This window comes from Rhodococcus sp. C-2, assembly GCF_027854095.1.
Classification (GTDB): domain Bacteria; phylum Actinomycetota; class Actinomycetes; order Mycobacteriales; family Mycobacteriaceae; genus Rhodococcus_F; species Rhodococcus_F qingshengii.
Genome location: NZ_JAQGFI010000006.1, coordinates 118,146 through 138,133, shown reverse-complemented (window position 1 = coordinate 138,133; position 19,988 = coordinate 118,146). Strand labels below are relative to the sequence as shown.

The following is a 19,988-nucleotide window of genomic DNA, read 5'->3' as shown; positions in this document are numbered from 1 at the left end:
CGGCGACTCAGTCGTGCGAACTCATGACGTGCTTGAGACGGGTGTAGTCCTCGACTCCGTAGGCCGAGAGATCCTTGCCGTAACCGGAATACTTGAAGCCGCCGTGCGGCATTTCGGCGACGAGCGGGATGTGGCAGTTGATCCACACCGCACCGAAGTCGAGAGCAGCGGAGACGCGTTGCGTGACACCGTGATCCTTGGTCCAGATGCTCGAGGCCAGGCCGAACCGAACGTCGTTGGCAAGCGTGATCGCCTCCTTCTCGTCGGAGAAGCTCTGGACTGTGAGGATAGGACCGAAAGTCTCTTCCTGCACGATGTCGTCCGATTGCGCGACGCCGGTGATGACGGTCGGCTCGAAGAAGAATCCGGTTTCGCCCGAACGCTTTCCGCCGGTAACGATCTTGGCCGACGCCGGCAGGTTCGCGATCTTGTCGCTCACGGCGTTGAAGTGATTGATGTTGTTGAGCGGGCCGTAGAAGGCATCAGGATCGGAAGGCGCTCCGGGGCGCAGCTTCTCGGCGTTCCGGACGAGGGCTTCGACGAGCTGATCGTGGATGGACTCGTGAACGATCACGCGAGTGGCCGCGGTGCAATCCTGGCCGCCGTTGAAGAACGCTGCCTCGGCGATGCCGGTGGCGGTCTTCTCGATGTCGACGTCGCCGAAGACGATCGCCGGCGCTTTGCCGCCCAGTTCGAGGTGCGCGCGCTTGAGTTGCTGTGCTGCGGACACGGCGACAGCGATGCCCGCCCGCACCGAACCGGTGATCGAGACGAGACCGAGGGCCGGGTTCTCCACCAACGTCGCTCCGGTTCCGCCGTTGCCGAGCACGACGTTGAACACGCCGTCCGGCAGGATGCCCTTCGAGAGCTTCGCCAGGACCAGCGTGCTGCCCGGTGTGGTGTCGCTGGGCTTGAGGACGATCGTGTTGCCGGCCGCGAGGGCGGGCCCGATCTTCCACAGCGCCATCATGAACGGGTAGTTCCATGGAGTGACCTGACCGACGACGCCGATCGGCTCACGACGGACGTAGGAGGTGAAACCCTCCATGTACTCTCCGGCCGCCTTGCCCTCGAGAAGTCGTGCGGCTCCGGCGAAGAACCGCATCTGATCGGCTCCGACCTTGACCTCTTCGTCGGCGATCATCTGGTGAGCCTGGCCGGTGTTGGCGCTTTCGGCTGCGACGATTTCGTCGCTGTGCGCTTCGATGGCGTCGGCGAGCTTGAGGAGTGCAGCCTGCCGCACGCTCGGCGTCGTCTTGCCCCAGGTCTCGAATGCTCTCTGTGCGGCTTCGACGGCGGCGTCGACGTCTTCCTTCGTGGAGACCGGCGTACGCCCGACCACACTCTCGTCCACGGGGTTGATCAGGTCGAGTGTTTCCGTCGCGGCTGAGGCGACGAATTCACCGTTGATGTAGTTCTCGAGTACGACGATCGACATCGGTACCGGTTCCTCTCGAGGTCGAACGAGTTCCGGCCGAGGTGATCAGCACGGAACTCGCACTTTGTGGGGCGTGTGTGAGCAAGTGTGCGCTGACTCACAAGTAAAGGCAGCTGCCAAAAAGGTGAAATCTTTGATCGCCGACGCACCGAGTTGTACAGTCCAGCCCATGACGATCGCTGTGCGGTGGATGTTGGCGCAGCCGGACCTCGCGCTGGAACTCAAAGGCGGCGCCCAGGGCGTCGGTCGCGAAATCACATTTGCGCACGCCACGGAGTTGCTCGACCCTTTCCGGTGGTTGACCGGCGGCGAATTCATCCTCACCACCGGCATCCGATTGCCGTCCACTCAGCAAAAGCGCGGCCGCTATCTCCGAATGCTCGACGCGGCAGGTGTGGCGGCGGTGGGATTCGGAACCGGGCTCTCGTACCCCGAGGTCCCGGCCGATCTGGTGGCCGTCGCCGACGAGATCGGACTCCCGCTGATCGAGGTGCCGCTGCCGACGCCTTTTGCTGCCGTCGTCAAGCGCGTAATGAGCCGGTTGGCAGAGCAGGAATATGAAGCTGTCCTCCGGGCGTCGCGGGCGCAACCGCGGATGACGCGTGCCGTCATTTCCGGCGGAACGGCTGCGACCGTGCGTGAACTGGCGATCGCGACTTCGGCGACGGTGCTTCTTCTCGACGTCGCCGGAAGAGTTCTCGAGAGCTCACCTCAACTGCCGACGGACGACGTGATCGACGAACTGCGAGCAACTCTCGGCGGCGGTGCCTCCAGTAGCGTGACGCTCGCAAGGTCTGGAGCGTCGATCGCGGTGCAGCAGATCAGCGTCGGGCGAACGCCGTACGGATACCTGGCGGTGATCAGTGCTTCGGCGCTCAGCTACGTCGATCAGATACTGCTCGGTCACGCGAACTCGTTGTTGGCGTTGGACTTCGAGAAACCTGCGCGTCTGCGTGCTACTCAGGATCAGTTGAATGCGCACGCCCTCGGGCTGCTGCTCACCGAGGATCGCGACCCGGCGCCGGCGTGGCAACAGATCAGGCAGGCAGCCGACGGCGAGGGAATGATCCGAGGATTGACAGTTCTTGCCGACACGTCCGACGTAGCGGGACGCGTCGGAGCCGAGATTGCCGAGTTCATGAACAAGGCGGGGCGGCAGTTGTTCTCGCGGATCAACGACACTCGCGTCACGGTGCTGCTGCGTGGAACCGACGACGTCGAGTTCGCCCGAGAGCTGCTCGGCGGGGTATCGAGGTCGGATCTTCGCGCGCTTCGTGTCGGCTTGAGCGCGCGACGGGTGGTCGCTGCGCTGGCGGTCGCCGTCGAACAGTCCCAGCTGTGTGCGTCGGCGGCCGAAATCGGTGGCGAGCCTTTGGAATTCGCAGCTCTGACCGGAAGTGTGCTGCTGTCTTTCGATTCGACGCGTGAAGTGCTCAACACGCTGGCGGAAACGATGATCACACCGATCGAGGACTACGACCGTGACAACGGCACCGAACTGCTGGCGTCGCTGCGGGCATTTCTCGAGGCCAACGGACACTGGGAAGCGGCCGCCATCACGATGGGCGTTCACCGGCACACACTGCGGAGCCGAATGGCGAAGGTGGAGAGCCTGATCGACTGTCGGCTGGAAGTGGCCAGGGTTCGGGCCGAACTACTGCTCTCGATCATTGCCCGGCAATCGTGACTGCCGGGCAATGATCGAGACTTGGCAAAGCGGCCGTCAGGCCTTGCTGCGAGCGATGATGTCGGCTGCGGTTCGCTGACCCATCCGAACGGCACCGTCGACGTGCTGGTACCCCTCGGCCGCAATGTCGGAGCACGAGAAGTGAATCGGGCCGACGGGCGTGCGGGAATCCGCGCCGTAGCGGTGCAGGCCTCCGAGGTCGAAGCTCGCTGCGTACGCACCGCGGGTCCATTCCTCCGAGCCCCAGTCGGATTCGTAGTACACAACCGGCTCTTCGGCCTTCGGGCCGAGATAGCGGGCAAGTGAGGCCAGAATCGTGGCCTTACGCTCCTCGACGGAAAGCTCGAACATCGCGTCGGCCTTCTCGTCGGAGACGAAAGCGACCAGGGTGCCGCGATCGTCCTCGTGGTTGGTGTTGTCGTACACCTCCTGCACTACCTCGGACGCGCCGAAGCCGGTGCCGGAGAGGCCGTCTTCGCGCCAGAAAGGCGTCTCGTACACCGCGTGAACCTTGATGACGAGGCCGAGGGACTGGTGCTGGTGCATCTGGTGCTGACGACGCGGCAGCGGGGGATCGTACGAGATCCGGGAGTAGAGGTTGGGCGGTACGGCCAGGATCACTCGGCTTGCCTCGACGCGAACATCGCCGTCCGCCAACACCGTTGCACCGGATTCGTTCCACTGCACCGTACGCACGGGTGCGTTGAGGAAGACGTCGTCGCCGAGGGCCTCTGCCATGCGGATCGATACCTGCTGCATTCCGCCGATCACTCGCTTGTCGAGGATGAAGTCCTCGTCGACGAGATGGGAGAACGAGCCTGCGGAAGCGGCCATGAGTACGGCCTGCAGGGCAGAGAACGAGTGGGCGGGCTTGGTGAGCATGCCACCGGCAATGAAAAGACCGATGTTGTCACGTGCCTCGGCGTCGTCGGACTGATTGATCAGCCACTGCTTGAAGGAGACTGTGTCGAGATCGCGGGCGAGGGGATGTGCCCACGGTTCCTCGGCGCCGATCTGTGCTGCGAGATCGTCCATCTCGTCGATGAGACGGTCCATCTCCTTCTTCGTGGTGTCGTTCGTGGGGAAGGAATCGCCCGTGTACTGCGTCCGCTCACCTGCCGACGAGATGTAGACGGACTCGCCCTCGCGGTAGCGCTCGAAAGTTTTCAGGCCGAGTTCGTCGAGCAAGGCGATCAGGGCGGTCTGGTCGGGGGAGACCCACTGGCCGCCGATTTCCAGAACTGCTCCGTCGATGGTGTCGGTCCACGTGCGGCCGCCGACGCGGTCGCGCGCTTCGATCACAGCGACGGTCAAACCGGCCTTGCGCAGCGCGGTTGCAGCTGCCAGGCCAGAGGGGCCGGCGCCGACGATTGCAACGTCTCTCTGGAGAGTAGGCACTTGCGAGCTCCTTCATGTTGAGCACCGCTCGAGTCGAAAGCTGCCGACGAGCGAGTGAACGGGTGTCGGTTTTCAGTCTGTCCCGAGGAGACGCACACCACACCTGACGAAACGGAGTGTTCGATCGTCGAACTTGTGCCGTTTAGGCGCGGCTAGCCGTTGACGACGTGACGATCGCCGAGTGGTCGGCTCAGCGGGACATCCAAGCTGCCGAACACGGCAACCAGAATGCACATCTTGTCCGCGGCCTCGGGCAGTGCCCCGGTTCGGAGCGTGACGATCACCGTCGTATCGGTCTCTTCGACGGTTGCGTACGCGCCGTAGCACTCCGGAGTGCCGGTCACGAAGTGGACGGCCACCGTGTGATCGTCGACCTCGGACCACGATTCGAACATCGTGGCCGTCGCACCCACGATGTCGGTGCGGCTGTCGAACTCCGTGCCCATCTCGCTGTCGTCGACCTCGTCGGGAACGGGGGTTCCGAGCGACCAGTCGGCGGGACTTGCTTCGTTGGCCGCCATCGGATTCGGTGCGGCAACCGGCCCCGTGGTCTGGGCCCCGACGGAGCATCCGGCCACAGCAAGGCAGGCCAGAACGGCGAGGGTTAGTACACGCATGAATCCACCGTAACCCTGCTCAAGCGAGTAGCGCTGTGACCAGCGCAATTGCCGGAATTGACGCCAAAGTGGTGACAAAGGCACTGTCTCGGGCGAGGACCATTCCGCGCCGATAGCGGCTTGCGTAGATGAAGACGTTCTGCGCCGTCGGCAACGTCGAGACGACCACGATGGCGAACAACTGATGACCGTCGATGCCGAGGAGGAAATGCGCCATCAGATAGGCCAGCACAGGTTGGACCACGATCTTGAGCGTCGACGCCAGCGCGACGTCGCGGCGTGGACTCGAGCCTTTCTCCAGCACCCGCACGCCGTAGAGCGAGAGCCCGAATGCCAACAGCGCACCGGGTACCGACGTCGCGCCGATCAATTCGAAAGGCTGCATCAGCGGCCGGGGCGGTACCCAACCGATCAACGCGACGATCAACCCCGCAGCGCCCGCGAGCACGATCGGATTCTTGAACGGGGCGGTGACGGTGTCGATCAACGAGAGCTTCTCGGCATCCGTGCCGCGAAGGGCCGTCAGATCGAGGATCGTCAAGGCGATCGGGGAGTACACGACGATCTGGAAGAGCAGGAGCGGCGCGACGAACGTGGCATCGCCGAGCACGAACACCGCGATCGGGATTCCGAGGTTGGCTGAATTCACGTACGAAGCCGACAGCGCGCCGATGGTCAGTTCGGGTAGCGGCCGGTTGAGCCAGATCTTTGCGACGACGACGTACAGAGCGCCGACGGCAAAGGCAGTAGCCGACGCAACGGCGAGCGTCGGCGAGAAGATCACCGAAAGATCAGACGACGCGAGGGTGGTGAACAGCAGGGCAGGCGTCGCGACGAAGAAGACGAGTCGACCGAGAACGAACTGTCCTTGGCTACCGAGGGTGCCGAGACGGCCGAGGAGATACCCGACCGCGATGACAACAAAAATTACGGTGAAACCCGCAACAACTCCCGACACGCTGCGGGCACCTCTCGACTGGAATGAACGACTTCGGGAAAATCTTAGTCAGGGCAACAAAAAGGCCGCGCAGTCGAGTGACTGCGCGACCTCTTCGGTACTTCTACGTGTGACTACCGAGCACGTATGACTACCGGGCGGCGGTGAAGGGGAGCAACGCCATTTCGCGTGCGTTCTTCACTGCAACGGCGACCTGACGCTGCTGCTGCGGGGTCAGGCCCGTGACGCGACGGCTGCGGATCTTGCCGCGGTCCGAGATGAACGTGCGAAGCAAGTTGATGTCCTTGTAATCGACATGCGTGATCTTCGCTGCGAACAACGGGTTCTTCTTGGGCTTACGACCCTCTACGGGGCGTGGCTTCTTCGACGGTGAACGCTTGACTGCCATCCGACTTCCTTACCAGCTCGACTTGTGTACGCCAGGCAGTTCCCCACGGTGCGCCATTTCTCGCACGCGAATCCGGGAGAGCCCGAACTTCCGCAGGTGGCCGCGCGGACGTCCATCCGCAGCGTCTCGATTGCGCAATCGTACCGGACTGGCGTCGCGTGGTAGACGTTGCAGGGTCGCTTGGGCCTTCGCGCGCTCCTCTGCCGAGCTTTTCGGGGAGCGGATCGTCTCCTTGAGAGCGGACCGCTGCTCCGCGTACCGCTCGACGACGACCCGTCGCTGGTTGTTCTTCGCGATCTTCGACTTCTTGGCCATGCCTACTTCTCTTCTCGGAAATCGACGTGCTTTCGCAGCACCGGGTCGTACTTCTTCAGTACGAGTCGATCGGGGTCGTTACGACGGTTCTTGCGGGTCACGTACGTGTACCCGGTGCCCGCGGTGGACTTGAGTTTCACGATCGGGCGGATCTCGTTGCGTGCCATCTGCTCAGACCTTCTCGCCGCGCGCGCGGATCCGGGCGACGACGGATTCGATGCCGTCGCGGTCGATCGTCTTGATGCCCTTGGTCGAGAGCGTGAGTGTGATGCGACGCCCCTCGCTGGGCAGGAGGTAGGTCTTGCGCTGGATGTTCGGGTTCCAGCGACGGTTCGAACGCTTGTGAGAGTGCGAGACGGATTTTCCGAACCCCGGCACACGTCCGGTCACTTGGCAGTGAGCCGACATGGGTGTTCCTTTCAACTTGCAGATGACAATCATTTTCGACAATGCGGTGAGATCAATGTACCGTTCAACCTCGGTAATGACAATCATTCCCAGAAAGGCCCGCTGTGAACACGATCTTGGACGGCAGGACTCCGCTGGTCCTGGTCGCCGGCATGAGCGAATCCACCCCACACACCGCACGAGCGTTGCTGCGGACCGGAACTGTTCTGGTCCACCACGACCTGAGCCACGTCCGTGAAGGGGTGGTCCGGCGGACGGTCACCTCGATGACCGGGAGTGCCGGGTCTGCCGGCACTGTGTCCGAGCGCGAGACGATCCTCGAGCTCGCGCACGGCTGCGTCTCCTGCACCCTGCGCGAAGACTTGCTGCCGCTCCTGCGCCGGCTTCACTCGCACAGTTCGGTGCAGCGGATCGTGTTGCTGTTGGACCGGCAACTCGAGCCCGAGGCGCTGTGCTGGGCGATCGAGCACGTCGTCGTGACCGGCGTCGTCGGCCAACTGGACGGACCGGCGCAGCGGGACGTCCGCGTCGATGCCGTCGTGACGTGCATCGACGCGGCGACCTGGCTGGCAGACGCCACCGGCGACGAAGCCCTCGACGACGACCGCACCCTGGCTCAGGTCGTCGTCGGGCAGGTCGACTTCGCCGACGCGCTCGTCCTACGCGGGTCCGATGCGCTCGACGGCTGGCAGCGGTCCCGCTTGAACGCGGTTCTCGCGCGCATCTCTCCACGGGTACCCGTCTTCGATGAGGGAGACGACATCGAGGCGCTGCTCCTCGAGGTGCCTGCGGATGCGCGACGCGGTGAACTGGCCGACGCTCACTCACCGCTGTTGCGTCGCCAGCCGCCGCTCGACGACGACGGCGGAGTGATGCTCGTCGAGTTCACCGCGAACCGGCCGTTCCACCCCGGTCGTCTGCACGAGGCGATCGACGTCCTGCTCGAAGGCGTCGTGTACTCCCGCGGACGAGTCTGGGTGGCAACGCAACCGGGTGAAGCGCTCTGGCTCGAATCGGCCGGCGGTGGCTTGCGGGTTGCGAGCGCGGACACCTGGCTTGCCGCGATGACGCCGGAGGAACGAGACCGCGTTCCAGCTGAACGCCGTGCACTCGCGGCCCTGAAATGGGACGAGCGTTTCGGTGATCGCGACACCTCGATGGTCGTTCTCACATGCGGTGCGAACCCGCTCGAGATCGACCGAACACTGCAGCACGCCTTGGTCACCGACGACGAATTGGCGGACGAATCGTCGTGGGCAACGTGGGAAGACCCGTTCGGCGAGTTTCACGAAGACCCGTGTGACGAATCCGAATCACCTTATGCCGAAACCGAATCAACGCGAGAGGGAAACGAATGAAGAAGCAGATGCACCCCGACTACCACCCGGTGGTCTTCCAGGACGCCAGCACCGGCAAGAGCTTCCTGACCCGATCGACCGTGACGAGTGAGCGCACCGTCGAATGGGAAGATGGTGGCACGTACCCGCTGCTGGTCGTCGACGTCACGAGCGACTCTCACCCGTTCTGGACCGGAGCGCAACGTGTGATGGACACCGCCGGACGCGTCGAGAAGTTCGAGCGGCGCTACGGAAAGCGCAAGGCACTCTGATGGCCGTTCCCAAGCGGAAGATGTCCCGTTCCAACACGCGCAGCCGTCGTGCCCAGTGGAAGGCGACGGCGCCCGATCTGGTCGAGGTCACGGCCTTCGGCCAGACCCACCGGGTGCCTCGGCGACTGGTCAAAGCAGTTCGGCTCGGGGTGATCGACCCGAGCCGCATCTGACCGTGCGATCCTTGGCCGGTGCTGCTGAGGATCCTCGAACTGGTGGGCATCGTGGCGTTCGCGGCCTCGGGTGCCCTGGTGGGCGTCACCAAGCGACTCGACATCTTCGGGGTGTGCTCGGTGGGTGTGTTCACCGGCATCGGCGGCGGTATCGTCCGCGACGTTCTCCTCGGCGTCCATCCGCCCAGCTCTCTGAGCAGTTGGCCGTACTTCGGAACGGCCGCCGCCACCTCACTCGCCGTGTTCTACCTCCACGAGCCGCTCAATCGACTGCGTCGTGAAATCCTGGCGCTCGACGCACTGGGGATGGGCTTGTTCGCGAGCACCGGCGCCGTCATCGCGCTGGACAACAACGCCAGTTCGCTGGCGGCGACGTTGATCGGTGCGACCGCGGCGATCGGCGGCGGCGTGATCCGCGACGTTCTCGTCAACGAGGTGCCACTGCTCCTGCACAAGGACCTGTACGCGGTTCCCGCACTGCTCGGCGCTGCGTTGGTGGTCACAGTCTCGCAAGCCGGACTGTCCACCAACGCCGCGCTGGTGTGCGGCACAGCGTTCGCCGCGGTGTTCAGACTGCTTGCGTTATGGCGTCATTGGAGCCTGCCCGGGCCGAGGCGAACCCGGGACTGACCGCGACACGCCGGAGGCCGGAATCGGACCCTCTCAGCCGCATCTCAGCACTTCAGTCCAAACTGTCGGTATGCGTATTTTGGTGGTCGACGACGACCGGGCGGTTCGCGAGTCGCTTCGGCGGTCGCTCAGCTTCAACGGCTACACGGTCGAGCTCGCGGTCGACGGGCTCGACGCACTCGAGAAGATCCTCGCCAACCGGCCCGACGCCGTCGTGCTCGACGTCATGATGCCGCGACTCGACGGACTCGAAGTGTGCCGTCGTCTTCGCAGTGCCGGCGACGACCTGCCCATCCTCGTGCTCACCGCCCGCGATTCGGTCAGCGAGCGAGTGGCCGGTCTCGATGCCGGAGCGGACGACTACCTGCCCAAGCCCTTCGCTTTGGAAGAGTTGCTTGCCAGGTTGCGTGCACTACTTCGCCGCACCGCGCCCGATCTGGACGCCGATTCCGAAATGATGGCGTTCGAGGACCTCACCCTCGACCCGGTCACCCGTGAGGTCAAGCGCGGCGAACGATCGATCAGCCTGACGCGCACCGAGTTCTCCCTCCTCGAAATGCTCATGGCCAACCCACGCCGCGTGCTGACCCGTGGACGCATTCTCGAAGAAGTGTGGGGATACGACTTCCCGACGTCCGGCAATGCCCTCGAGGTGTATGTCGGCTACCTGCGTCGCAAGACGGAAGCCGACGGCGAACCGAGGTTGATCCACACCGTCCGCGGAGTCGGCTACGTCCTGCGGGAGACGCCTCCGTGATCACCGCTCCGTTCGGCAAGAACGCCGAACCGAAGAAATCCTCCACCACCCAAGCGTCCGTCGAAATGCGCCCGCCGATGCCACTGACCCGTTCGGTGTCATTGCGTTGGCGTGTGACGCTGCTCGCCGCGTCGGTGGTGGCCATTGCCGTCGCAGTCATGGCGATCGCTGCCTACGCGGTGGTTTCGCGTGCGCTCTACGCGGACGTCGATCACCAGTTGCGTACCAGGGCAGCGGTGCTCATCGACAGCAATGTCGTGCGATTCGATCCTCGCTACATCTCCGGTGCGACGCTGTACACCACCGACATCAGTGTGGCCCTGATCTTCTCGGACCTGAGCACGTACCAGCCGCCCGGTTCCGACGTGCCGATCGGCGAAGCCGAAGATGCCGTTGCGCGTGGTGAATCGGATTCTTCGCTGCGAACCGTCGACGGCCAGCGAGTGCTTGCTCAACGGACGCATGACGGAAGCACTTTGGTGATTGGTCAGCGGCTCGCGCCGACCGTTGCGGTACTGGATCGGCTGGCCTGGGTGCTCTTCGTGGTCGGTGGGTGTGGTGTCATCCTGGCTGCGGTGGCGGGTACTACCGTGGGCCGCACCGGTTTACGGCCCATCGCTAGGCTGACTGCCGCCACCGAACGAGTCGCTCGGACCGACGATCTGACGCAGATCCCCGTTACCGGCAGCGACGAATTGGCGCGCCTGACAGAGAGTTTCAACACGATGCTGCGGGCGCTCGCCGAGTCCCGTGAGCGTCAGTCGCGCCTCGTCGCGGACGCCGGACACGAGTTGCGGACGCCGTTGACTTCGTTGCGCACCAACATGGAATTGCTGATCGCGTCAAGTCGCCCCGGTGCGCCGCAGATTCCCGACGAGGACATGGCAGAACTTCGTGCCGACGTCGTCGCGCAGATCGAGGAACTCTCGACTCTGGTCGGCGACCTCGTCGACCTGGCCCGTGAAGACGCACCCGAAACCGTGTACGAGCGCGTCGACGTCAGCGACGTCGTCGAGCGTGCGCTCGAACGAGCGCGGCGCAGGCGCAACGAAATCGAGTTCGAGGCGGTCACCACTCCGTGGTACGTCTACGGAGATCAAGCGGGCCTGTCGCGTGCCGTGCTGAACGTCCTCGACAACGCTGCGAAGTGGAGTCCGAAGGGCGAACAGGTACGCGTCGAAATGCGACCGGTGGGTCAAGGATTGTTGGAATTGACCGTAAGTGATGCGGGACCTGGCATTCCGGAGGAGGATCGGGAGTTGGTGTTCGATCGTTTCTACCGGTCGACTGCGGCACGTTCGATGCCGGGATCGGGTCTGGGACTTGCGATTGTGCGTCAGGTCGTCGTCAAGCACGGCGGCACCATCGCGATCGACGAATCCGATCGTGGGGGAGCGCTTGTTCGTATCGTGCTTCCCGGTGAACCGGGGCCGAGTGCCGAGTAGCGTGTTCTGTAGACCCGTTGGTCCCTCGCTTCGGTGACTGACGTCACGGCTTAATGCGTTCGGCCCGAAAGTCTTTCGGGCCGAACCGACAACACCGGTTTTTCACGTCGAACTCTGGGTAAAGTGACAGGCACGTCTCAGCGCCTTCTCAGCAGCGCAAGGCAGCATTGTCGGCAGAACAGTTGTGACTGCCCGTCCGGTGGTCACCGTAGACGAAAGCGAGCCGATGACCGAGGACCGTAACGTCGGGCCGACCCGGCCCGAGCAGCCCAACAGCGAACCCACCACCCAGGCGCAGCCGACGGCACCTCAGGCACAGCCTCCCGTGCCGCCGCAGCAGCCTCAGGGGCAGGCGCCTCAGCAGCCGTACCAGCCGACCGAATCCTTTGCCCGACCCGCCGAAGCCCGACCCACTGAAGGCCGGCCCACCGAAGCCTTCGGGCAGGCGCAGCAGCAGCCCACGCAGGCCTTCGGCCACCCGCACGGTGCCCATGAGGCCGCGTACCAGCAGAGCGCCCCGTACGGCGCACCCAACCCTGGTGGCCCCGGCGGTCCGAACGGCCCGGGCGGCGGCCACAACCAGATCCCCGCACCGCTGCAGGGGCCGAACTCCGGTTCGACCACCACAAAGCCGAAGTCGGGACGCATGGCGCTGGTTGCCGGCGCTCTCGCCCTGGTCCTGGTCAGTGGTGGTGTCGGTGGCGTGGTCGGCGCCGTCGTCGCGGACCGCAACGGTGGAACCGCGACGGTCACCAACTCTCTGAACGCTCCGAAGCCCACTGCGACCAACACGTCCAACGCTCCCGCCGGCTCGGTTCAGGCCGTTGCCTCGAAGGTCGTGCCGAGCGTCGTGCAGATCGAGGTAGCCACCGCGCAGGGACAGGGCGGTGAGGGCTCCGGTGTCATCCTGTCCTCCGACGGTCTGATCCTGACCAACAACCACGTTGCCGGCGCACAGGGAGCGCAACTTCGCGTTGCGTTCTCCGACGGAACCAAGGCCTCGGCCACTCTGGTCGGTGCCGACCCCGTCTCCGACATCGCCGTCATCAAGGTCGACGGTCGCAACGACCTCACCCCCATCGATCTCGGCAACTCCGGCGACGTCCAGGTCGGACAGCAGGTGGTTGCCGTCGGGTCCCCACTCGGCCTGGCCGGCACGGTCACCGAAGGCATCATCTCCGCACTCGATCGCCCGGTGTCCACGAGCGGCGAGTCCGGCAACCAGAACACCGTCATCGACGCTCTGCAGACCGACGCAGCGATCAACCCCGGCAACTCCGGTGGCGCCCTCGTCAACATGGACGGCCAGCTGATCGGCATCAACACGGCGATCGCCTCGCTCGGAGCGTCGTCGGGTACCCAAGGCGGTTCGATCGGCCTCGGTTTCGCCATCCCGATCGATCAGGCACGCCGCGTCGCCGACGAACTGATCAAGACCGGCAAGGCGACTCAGGCCATGATCGGCGTGACCGTGCCGTCGCAGGACAACGCCGACGGCGCAACCGTCATGGATGTCACTGCTGACGGGCCGGCCGCCAAGGCCGGTATCCCGAAGGGTGCAGTCATCACCAAGGTCGACGATCGTGTTGTCGCAGATGGTGATTCGCTGATCGCGGCAGTGCGTTCACATGCTCCCGGCGACAAGGTCTCGATCACGTACAGCGACGGCGGGCAGACCAAGACCGTCGACGTCACGTTGGGAACCGCGGCAGCGCAGGGCGGTCGATGATGTTCGGCGATCAGCAGACGATCGACCCGATCTTCGGCCAGATCGCAACGGCGTCGGGATCGGACACTACGGTAGGAGTCATGGAACTCGAAGCCACATCGGCCGGCCGCGCTCTGGTCGTCATCGTCGACGATCGCACAGCCCACGGCGACAACACCGACTCCATCGGTCCACTGGTCACGGAACTGCTGAACGAAGCGGGTTTTCTCGTCGATGCGACGGTCGCCGTCGCCGCCGACGAAGTGGAGATCCGCAACGCTCTCAACACCGCAGTCATCGGTGGCGTCGACCTCGTCATCTCGGTCGGCGGTACCGGGGTATCCCCGCGTGACGTCACTCCTGACGTGACCGCTGAGGTTCTCGATCGCGAGATCCCGGGAATTGCCGAAGCACTTCGTGCTTCCGGTCTTTCGGCCGGATCGCTCGAAGCAGGCTTGTCCCGCGGCCTCGTCGGAGTTTCGGGAAGCACCGTGGTCGCCAATCTGGCGTCGACCAGGCCGGCAATTCGCGACGGCATGGCAACCCTGACGGCTTTGGCGAGTCACGTGATCGCCGAGCTCTCCAGCCTCGAGGGCTGAGACAGCTTGTCGGAGCAACCAGATACCCCGAAGAAGCCGTCAGTCGACAAGAAGCGCCTGGCGCGCATCTTCGGGGACGTCTTTCCCGAGATGACGTCGGACGAGCGGGGTCCCGAGGGATCCTCGCGGTCCTCGGACGACGACTGGCTGCGCAGTCAGCGGCCCCCGCACCACGGCGGTTGAGAAGTAAATCAGGCCCCGGACAATTGTCCGAGGGCCTGATTGATCTGTGGGCACTGCCTATTCGAGAGTCTTGGCGTGCGCTCCCGTGTCGGCGCCACCGGCATTGGCCGAGAGGATGTCGCGGATCTGGATGAGCAGATCGGTTTCGCTGGCTTCCTTGTCCTCGGGCTCGGAGACGAACTTCTTCTTCGCCGCATTCGCAGGGACGATCAGCACGAAGTAGACGACCGCTGCGATGATGATGAAGTTGATGATCGCGGTGACCACGGCGCCGATATTCACGAAGGTTTCGGAATTACCGGCAATGATCTCCTTTCCCCAGCCCAATTCGTCGGATCCGCCGATAGCTGCGATGAGTGGGTTGATGATGTTGCTGGTGAATGCCGTGACGATGGCGGTGAAGGCTGCGCCGACGACAACCGCGACGGCCAGGTCGAGCACGTTTCCGCGAAGCAGGAAGTCCTTGAATCCCTTGAGCATGTCGGTGTCCCCTCGAGTCTCCGATGGCAAGTGCCAGATGGTCCGTTGATACCGAACCGACTGGAAAAATCCTAGAGGAGCTTCGGACGCTTTGTGCGGTCAGCGGAATGTCACGGTGATCGCATTGGACAGAGATGCCGCGGCTACGACGTTGGCTGCTGGTGTCGGCAGGGCCAGCAAAATCACCTGTTCCTGCTGGTTACGTGTACTTTCCGACGTGGTGACCAAAGCGACTACTGCTCCCGCTGCAAGAATCTGCGGGGCCTTGTCGGCAATTGATTCGTTGGGTGTGTCGGGGTGGGGTGTGTCTGGGCGGGATGTGTCAGGGCCGACGGTCAGGACGTCGACGACGTCCCCGCTGCGCAACATGTCCGCGACGGCCGCATCGGCCAATCGGACGGGGACGATGCGGGCGTCGTCGGTTCCTACCGACAACCCGGCCAGCCGTGGGCTGAGAACGCGCACGTCGGTGACGGTTTCTCCGGAGCGAATCGGGCCGGCAACGGTTCTCCCGACTACCAGGTCGGTGTCGGAGACAACTCCTTCGGGAAGTTGTTTCGAGTCGATCTCGCGGACCTCGACGTCCGAATCCGCAATCACCTGCCCCGGAGTGAGATCGCGGCTCGAGACAACTACGGCGACGGTGTCAGTCGCGGGATCGCCTCGAAAGAAGAGAACAACGCCGAGTGTGGCCAGGACGACCGCTGCGATCTTGCGGACGGTCGCTGAGCGAAACCGTGTGCCGCGTGTCAGTTCGACGACGCGATCGAAGGTGTTCGGCGTGAGATCGAGCTGGGCGCGCAATGGATGGGAGCGCCTCGGCGAACGAGAACGTACTGACGGCATTCATGCACGTTAGGGCCGGAAGCGGTGCTTCCGGCCCTAACAATGTGAACCTGTGGACAACCCGGAGGTTGTGGAAATCAGCTTGCGGCAGCCTTTGCGGGCGCCTGCGTGCTGGTCGACGAACTCGATGTCGAAGAGGAGTCCGACTTGGACTCGGACTTCGCAGCGGGTGCCGAATCGCTCTTGGCCGGCTCGCTCGCAGTCCCGGAGCCGCCGCGGCTGTCGGTGCGGTAGAAGCCGCTGCCCTTGAACACGATGCCAACAGAGTTGAACAGCTTGCGGAGCTTGCCTGAGCAAGCTGGGCAGACCGTCAGCGAGTCTTCGCTGAAGGACTGGACGATGTCGAAACGGTTGTCACATTCCGTACATGCGTATGAGTAGGTGGGCACCGGGCTTCCTCCGCACTGTGATGTTCGAGCAGCCGCGTATTTACACCGCAGCCTTTAGCACTCTACAAGTGACAGTGCCAACAGCGCTAATCAGGGATCTATTCCCGCAGATCAATCGCCTTGGAGCGGCGTGAGACCGCCGCTTGGCGTCAATGCCCAGCCCATGGGAATGTCGTGGTCGTCGGCAGGCAAGGCCTCGACGAGTTCGGAGTCTCTGACAATTGCCACGAGCCGAGTCTGTGGTCCGACCGACCCGAGCGTCCGGTCGTAGAAGCCTGCGCCACGGCCGAGGCGTGTTCCGCGAAGATCCACCGCGAGAGCAGGGACAAGCATGCATTCCACGTCGGACAGGGCCTCCGGTGGCAAGACGGGTCCGACAGGCTCCCGAATGCCGTACTTCGCGGGACGCAAACCGTCCGCGCCGCTGTACTCGACCCAGGACAACGGTCCCGGCTCCCCGGTGATCGGAAGTAGTACACGCTGAGCGATCTCGGCAACGGCGTCGAGCAAATCGGTGGATCCTGGTTCGGTGCGGGTGGGGACGTACGCACAGACGACCGAGCCGTCGACAATCACTGAACGTATGTGCGTGATCAACGCCGCAGTTTCCGTGTTTCGAGTGTGCTCGGAGACTGCATCACGTGCTGCGAGTGTGATTTGTCGCCATTGTGCTTTTGTCTGAGGTGTCACCCCGCAACGATATTCGTCGTGCTGACCGAGCGGTAACAAGCGGCGGCTAAGGTGTTGGCATGACAGACGTTGTCGCTAGCAGCACGAGGGCCTTCCGTACGGCCGTGGTTCCCGCAGCCGGACTTGGTACGCGTTTCCTGCCTGCCACCAAGACGGTTCCGAAAGAATTGCTGCCGGTCGTGGACACACCGGGTATCGAACTGGTGGCAGGTGAAGCTGCGGACTCGGGAGCCGAGCGGCTCGTCATCGTGACGTCCCCGGGCAAAGACGGCGTGGTTGCCCACTTCGTCGAGGATCTCGTGCTCGAAAGCAAGCTGGAAGCAAGCGGAAAACTCGCTGCCCTGGCGAAGGTGCGCAAAGCGCCGGGTTTGCTCGAAGTCGACTCCGTGATTCAGGAGCAGCCCCTCGGCCTCGGGCATGCAGTCGGTTGCGTCGAGTCGGTTCTCGACGACGACGAAGACGCCATCGCGGTCCTTCTGCCCGATGATCTCGTACTACCGCGTGGCGTCCTGGAGATCATGGCGCGAGTTCGGGCCAAGCGCGGCGGGTCCGTTCTCTGTGCAATCGACGTCCCGAAAGACGCAGTCAGCGCTTACGGCGTCTTCGACGTCGAGATCGTTCCCGACGCGGTCAATCCCGACGTCCTCAAGGTCGTCGGCATGGTCGAGAAGCCGGCTGTGGAAGACGCGCCGTCGACCTTTGCCGCTGCAGGTCGCTATCTGCTCGATCGTGCGATCTTCGACGCACTTCGTCGCATCGAGCCGGGAGCCGGCGGTGAGTTGCAACTCACCGACGCCATCGCTCTCCTGATTTCCGAGGGCCATCCGGTTCACGTGGTGGTGCACCGCGGAACGCGTCATGACCTGGGCAACCCCGGCGGGTACCTCCGCGCTTCGGTGGACCTGGCACTCGACAGTGACGATTACGGCCCGTCCTTGCGTAAGTGGCTCGCGGATCGGCTCGACCGCTGAGCGTGTCGCCACGGTGGTTGATCGCCCGATAACGCAGTATCAATGTGCTTGTCCCTTTTCGGCGGCAAGGCATCATGAGCTGACGGATATCACCGAATTTCCAGACACAGGAGGACGCGGACCAGATGCGGTCGGTTGAGGAGCAGCAGACCAGGGTTACCGCTGCTGCAGTGGCACCCCGTCCGGTTCGGGTCGCCATCTCGGAGGCGCAGGGACTGCTGTGTGCCGAGGAAGTGGTGACCGAACGCCCATTGCCGGGATTCGATCAAGCTGCCATCGACGGTTACGCGGTTCGCAGTGTCGATGTCGCCGGAGCCGGAGCCGACCTCCGAGGCGAGGACGGCGAGCCTACCGACCTCAGCTTGCCGGTGGTCGGTGAGGTGACGGCGGGCTCACGCCAACCGATCCGCTTGCAACCTCGCCAGGCCGTCCGAGTCGACACCGGCGCGCCTTTGCCCACGCTGGCCGACGCAGTTCTTCCCCTCGAGAACACCGACGGTGGTCGCGCTCGCGTTCGGATCTTCGAGCCGGTGCGTTCGGGCGATTACGTTCGCCGTGCAGGCGACGACGTCCAGCCGGGCGACGTGGCCGTTCGGGCAGGCACCATCATCGGAGCCGCACAGGTCGGGTTGCTCGCTGCGGTCGGCCGCGACAAAGTACTCGTCCATCCCCGTCCGCGCCTCTCGGTTATCAGCGTCGGTGGAGAACTCGTCGACGTGGATCGCACGCCGGGGCCAGGCCAGGTTTACGACGTAAATTCGTATGCCCTCGCCGCCGCAGCGCGCGATGCCGGCGCCGACGTCAACCGTGTGGGAATCGCAGGCAACGACTCTCGTCGTCTTCGCGAAGTAGTCGAGGGACAGCTGATTCGCTCGGAAATCGTTGTCATCGCCGGTGCCGTGGGCGGCGGAGCGTCCGACGAGGTTCGTGAGGCGCTTGCCGACCTGGGGACACTCGAGGTGGAGCGCGTTGCCATGCATCCGGGATCGGTGCAAGGCTTCGGAAAGCTGGGAAGGGACGAGGTTCCGACCTTTCTCCTACCGTCCAACCCGGTCAGCGCACTGGTGGTATTCGAAGTCATGGTTCGCCCGCTGATCAGAATCGCGCTCGGACGCCGCCAGCCGATGCGGCGAGTAGTGAAGGCTCGGACAGTGGGAACGATCACGTCGATTGCCGATCGCAAGGGTTTTCTGCGTGGTCAGCTGATGCGTGACGAAGCGACAGGGGAGTACCTCGTGCAGGCCCTCGGGGGCGCGCCCGGTGCGTCCTCACATCTCCTCGCGACCTTGGCGGAAGCCAATTGCTTGGTTCTGGTCGATCGAGACGTCACCGAAGTGCACATCGGTGAAGAAGTCGACGTAGCTTTTCTCGCCCAACGTGGGTAACGCCGACCCGAGTGGGGTGTGATGTCAGTCCATCCAGGATGGCCGGAAGATCTCGGCCCGCTGCGAGTGCCCGCGGGAGTGGTGACCGTCCGCCCCGTGAAGCTCCGTGACGCTGCTGTGTGGAGTCGTCTCCGCATTCGCGATCGCGAGCACCTCGAGCCGTGGGAGCCCACCGGAGAATCGCCCTGGGATGCTCGCCACCACATCACCGTCTGGCCGTCCCTGTGCGGAAACCTTCGCTCCGAAGCGCGCAAGGGCAGGATCCTTCCCCTGGTGATCGAACTCGACGGGAAGTACTGCGGGCAGGTCACCATCGGAAATGTGGTGCGCGGCGCTCTGCGGTCCGCCTGGGTGGGCTATTGGGTCGCCTCGCACGTGACCGGTGGGGGCGTAGCCACAGCTGCCGTTGCACTCACACTCGATCACGCATACTCGAAGGTCGGTCTGCATCGAGTGGAGGCCACTGTTCGGCCGGAGAACGCGTCGAGTCGCGCAGTCCTACGAAATGTGGGGTTCCGGGAGGAAGGTCTTCTCAAGCGCTACCTCGATGTCGACGGCCAATGGCGTGATCATCTTCTGGTCGGAATGACCATCGAGGAAGTACCCACCACCGTCGTCGACAGATTGGTGCGGTCCGGACGTGCTTCGTGGGTGTGACGAAGACGGCGCCAGAAGCGTGAGAAACGCGAGCTAAACAGCAGTTACCGCTGAGTAGTCCTACTTTCGGTCGGGAAAATGTGGTTTTTGATTCAACCAGAACTTGAGACTTTTGGGACTGAACCGGAAGTTCAGTTCGGTACGCGTGTGACACATGAGTATGGTGGGGTTCGGCGCGTCGGCAACGATGCGAGGGCGTCGGCCGTTAATCTTGACTCGTCAACGGCTGGCATAGGTGCTGGTAGGTGATCGGGAGG

At 63.8% G+C, this 19,988-nt stretch carries 25 protein-coding genes; 13 read left to right on the top strand and 12 right to left on the bottom strand.

Annotation, left to right across the window (positions count from 1 at the left end; translation table 11 throughout):
* Positions 1 to 7: 7 nt before the first annotated feature.
* On the bottom strand, positions 8 to 1,438 hold the full coding sequence (locus tag PCS43_RS14525) for a gamma-aminobutyraldehyde dehydrogenase (RefSeq protein ID WP_003946421.1): 1,431 nt from the start codon (positions 1,436 to 1,438) through the stop codon (positions 8 to 10).
* 169 nt (positions 1,439 to 1,607) lie between these two features.
* Here PCS43_RS14525 and PCS43_RS14520 point away from each other — a divergent pair, with 169 nt between their 5' ends.
* Complete coding sequence (locus tag PCS43_RS14520) at positions 1,608 to 3,125, top strand: PucR family transcriptional regulator (protein WP_209909590.1); 1,518 nt, start codon at positions 1,608 to 1,610, stop codon at positions 3,123 to 3,125.
* Positions 3,126 to 3,161: 36 nt separating this feature from the next.
* Here the strand turns inward: PCS43_RS14520 and PCS43_RS14515 are convergent, their stop codons facing one another.
* From PCS43_RS14515 to rpmB, 7 genes are all read right to left on the bottom strand, one after another.
* The gene (locus PCS43_RS14515) at positions 3,162 to 4,523 is read right to left on the bottom strand and encodes a flavin monoamine oxidase family protein (RefSeq protein WP_063315957.1); all 1,362 of its coding nucleotides are present in this window, start codon (positions 4,521 to 4,523) and stop codon (positions 3,162 to 3,164) included.
* 152 nt (positions 4,524 to 4,675) lie between these two features.
* Positions 4,676 to 5,140, bottom strand: coding sequence for a hypothetical protein (locus tag PCS43_RS14510; RefSeq protein ID WP_037132827.1), 465 nt, complete (start codon positions 5,138 to 5,140; stop codon positions 4,676 to 4,678).
* Between the two features lie 19 nt (positions 5,141 to 5,159).
* Positions 5,160 to 6,098, bottom strand: coding sequence for an AEC family transporter (locus PCS43_RS14505; protein ID WP_054828132.1), 939 nt, complete (start codon positions 6,096 to 6,098; stop codon positions 5,160 to 5,162).
* Between the two features lie 130 nt (positions 6,099 to 6,228).
* Positions 6,229 to 6,486, bottom strand: a complete 258-nt coding sequence (gene rpsR / locus PCS43_RS14500; protein WP_003946414.1) for a 30S ribosomal protein S18 — start codon at positions 6,484 to 6,486, stop codon at positions 6,229 to 6,231.
* Positions 6,487 to 6,495: 9 nt separating this feature from the next.
* Positions 6,496 to 6,801 carry a 30S ribosomal protein S14 gene (gene rpsN / locus PCS43_RS14495; protein ID WP_003946379.1) on the bottom strand — a complete coding sequence of 102 codons (306 nt, stop codon included), beginning with the start codon at positions 6,799 to 6,801 and terminating at the stop codon, positions 6,496 to 6,498.
* 2 nt (positions 6,802 to 6,803) lie between these two features.
* Positions 6,804 to 6,968, bottom strand: coding sequence for a 50S ribosomal protein L33 (gene rpmG / locus PCS43_RS14490; RefSeq protein ID WP_003946358.1), 165 nt, complete (start codon positions 6,966 to 6,968; stop codon positions 6,804 to 6,806).
* Between the two features lie 4 nt (positions 6,969 to 6,972).
* Positions 6,973 to 7,209 (bottom strand): 50S ribosomal protein L28, encoded by a 237-nt coding sequence (gene rpmB / locus PCS43_RS14485; RefSeq protein ID WP_003946346.1) that lies wholly within the window; start codon positions 7,207 to 7,209, stop codon positions 6,973 to 6,975.
* Between the two features lie 104 nt (positions 7,210 to 7,313).
* On the opposite strand from rpmB, the gene mrf reads away from it, so the two are divergent.
* From mrf to PCS43_RS14440, 9 genes are all read left to right on the top strand, one after another.
* The gene (gene mrf / locus PCS43_RS14480; protein WP_082900782.1) at positions 7,314 to 8,567 is read left to right on the top strand and encodes a ribosome hibernation factor-recruiting GTPase MRF; all 1,254 of its coding nucleotides are present in this window, start codon (positions 7,314 to 7,316) and stop codon (positions 8,565 to 8,567) included.
* Positions 8,564 to 8,818 (top strand): type B 50S ribosomal protein L31, encoded by a 255-nt coding sequence (locus PCS43_RS14475; RefSeq protein ID WP_003946367.1) that lies wholly within the window; start codon positions 8,564 to 8,566, stop codon positions 8,816 to 8,818. The genes mrf and PCS43_RS14475 overlap by 4 nt, the downstream gene beginning before the upstream one ends.
* Positions 8,818 to 8,991 carry a 50S ribosomal protein L32 gene (gene rpmF, locus PCS43_RS14470; protein WP_007727540.1) on the top strand — a complete coding sequence of 58 codons (174 nt, stop codon included), beginning with the start codon at positions 8,818 to 8,820 and terminating at the stop codon, positions 8,989 to 8,991. The genes PCS43_RS14475 and rpmF overlap by 1 nt, the downstream gene beginning before the upstream one ends.
* 18 nt (positions 8,992 to 9,009) lie before the next feature.
* Positions 9,010 to 9,621 carry a trimeric intracellular cation channel family protein gene (locus PCS43_RS14465; RefSeq protein WP_003946409.1) on the top strand — a complete coding sequence of 204 codons (612 nt, stop codon included), beginning with the start codon at positions 9,010 to 9,012 and terminating at the stop codon, positions 9,619 to 9,621.
* 70 nt (positions 9,622 to 9,691) lie between these two features.
* Complete coding sequence (locus tag PCS43_RS14460; RefSeq protein WP_003946387.1) at positions 9,692 to 10,378, top strand: response regulator transcription factor; 687 nt, start codon at positions 9,692 to 9,694, stop codon at positions 10,376 to 10,378.
* Positions 10,379 to 10,443: 65 nt separating this feature from the next.
* Complete coding sequence (locus PCS43_RS14455; protein WP_020908630.1) at positions 10,444 to 11,823, top strand: HAMP domain-containing sensor histidine kinase; 1,380 nt, start codon at positions 10,444 to 10,446, stop codon at positions 11,821 to 11,823.
* A gap of 226 nt (positions 11,824 to 12,049) precedes the next feature.
* Complete coding sequence (locus PCS43_RS14450; protein WP_232509058.1) at positions 12,050 to 13,552, top strand: S1C family serine protease; 1,503 nt, start codon at positions 12,050 to 12,052, stop codon at positions 13,550 to 13,552.
* An 80-nt stretch (positions 13,553 to 13,632) separates the two neighbouring features.
* Entirely contained in the window at positions 13,633 to 14,130 is a 498-nt protein-coding gene (locus PCS43_RS14445) for a MogA/MoaB family molybdenum cofactor biosynthesis protein (protein ID WP_176720912.1), read from the top strand.
* 6 nt (positions 14,131 to 14,136) lie between these two features.
* Positions 14,137 to 14,313, top strand: coding sequence for a hypothetical protein (locus PCS43_RS14440; protein ID WP_209909586.1), 177 nt, complete (start codon positions 14,137 to 14,139; stop codon positions 14,311 to 14,313).
* Positions 14,314 to 14,370: 57 nt separating this feature from the next.
* Here the strand turns inward: PCS43_RS14440 and mscL are convergent, their stop codons facing one another.
* The 4 genes from mscL to PCS43_RS14420 all read right to left on the bottom strand — a co-directional run bounded on the left by mscL (position 14,371) and on the right by PCS43_RS14420 (position 16,718).
* On the bottom strand, positions 14,371 to 14,793 hold the full coding sequence (mscL, locus tag PCS43_RS14435; RefSeq protein WP_007727535.1) for a large conductance mechanosensitive channel protein MscL: 423 nt from the start codon (positions 14,791 to 14,793) through the stop codon (positions 14,371 to 14,373).
* Between the two features lie 99 nt (positions 14,794 to 14,892).
* Positions 14,893 to 15,639 carry an SAF domain-containing protein gene (locus PCS43_RS14430; RefSeq protein WP_073512730.1) on the bottom strand — a complete coding sequence of 249 codons (747 nt, stop codon included), beginning with the start codon at positions 15,637 to 15,639 and terminating at the stop codon, positions 14,893 to 14,895.
* Between the two features lie 77 nt (positions 15,640 to 15,716).
* Entirely contained in the window at positions 15,717 to 16,028 is a 312-nt protein-coding gene (locus PCS43_RS14425) for an FmdB family zinc ribbon protein (protein WP_209909582.1), read from the bottom strand.
* A gap of 111 nt (positions 16,029 to 16,139) precedes the next feature.
* A complete protein-coding gene (locus PCS43_RS14420; protein ID WP_042921299.1) occupies positions 16,140 to 16,718 on the bottom strand; it encodes a 5-formyltetrahydrofolate cyclo-ligase in 579 nt (192 codons plus the stop codon).
* A 59-nt stretch (positions 16,719 to 16,777) separates the two neighbouring features.
* Between PCS43_RS14420 and PCS43_RS14415 the strand changes: the two genes are divergently transcribed.
* The 3 genes from PCS43_RS14415 (at position 16,778) to PCS43_RS14405 (ending at position 19,731) form a co-directional block, all read left to right on the top strand.
* Positions 16,778 to 17,689 carry a UTP--glucose-1-phosphate uridylyltransferase gene (locus tag PCS43_RS14415; protein ID WP_003946415.1) on the top strand — a complete coding sequence of 304 codons (912 nt, stop codon included), beginning with the start codon at positions 16,778 to 16,780 and terminating at the stop codon, positions 17,687 to 17,689.
* Between the two features lie 125 nt (positions 17,690 to 17,814).
* Positions 17,815 to 19,074 (top strand): molybdotransferase-like divisome protein Glp, encoded by a 1,260-nt coding sequence (gene glp / locus PCS43_RS14410; protein WP_003946353.1) that lies wholly within the window; start codon positions 17,815 to 17,817, stop codon positions 19,072 to 19,074.
* Between the two features lie 21 nt (positions 19,075 to 19,095).
* The gene (locus tag PCS43_RS14405) at positions 19,096 to 19,731 is read left to right on the top strand and encodes a GNAT family N-acetyltransferase (protein ID WP_209909579.1); all 636 of its coding nucleotides are present in this window, start codon (positions 19,096 to 19,098) and stop codon (positions 19,729 to 19,731) included.
* Positions 19,732 to 19,988: the final 257 nt, after the last annotated feature.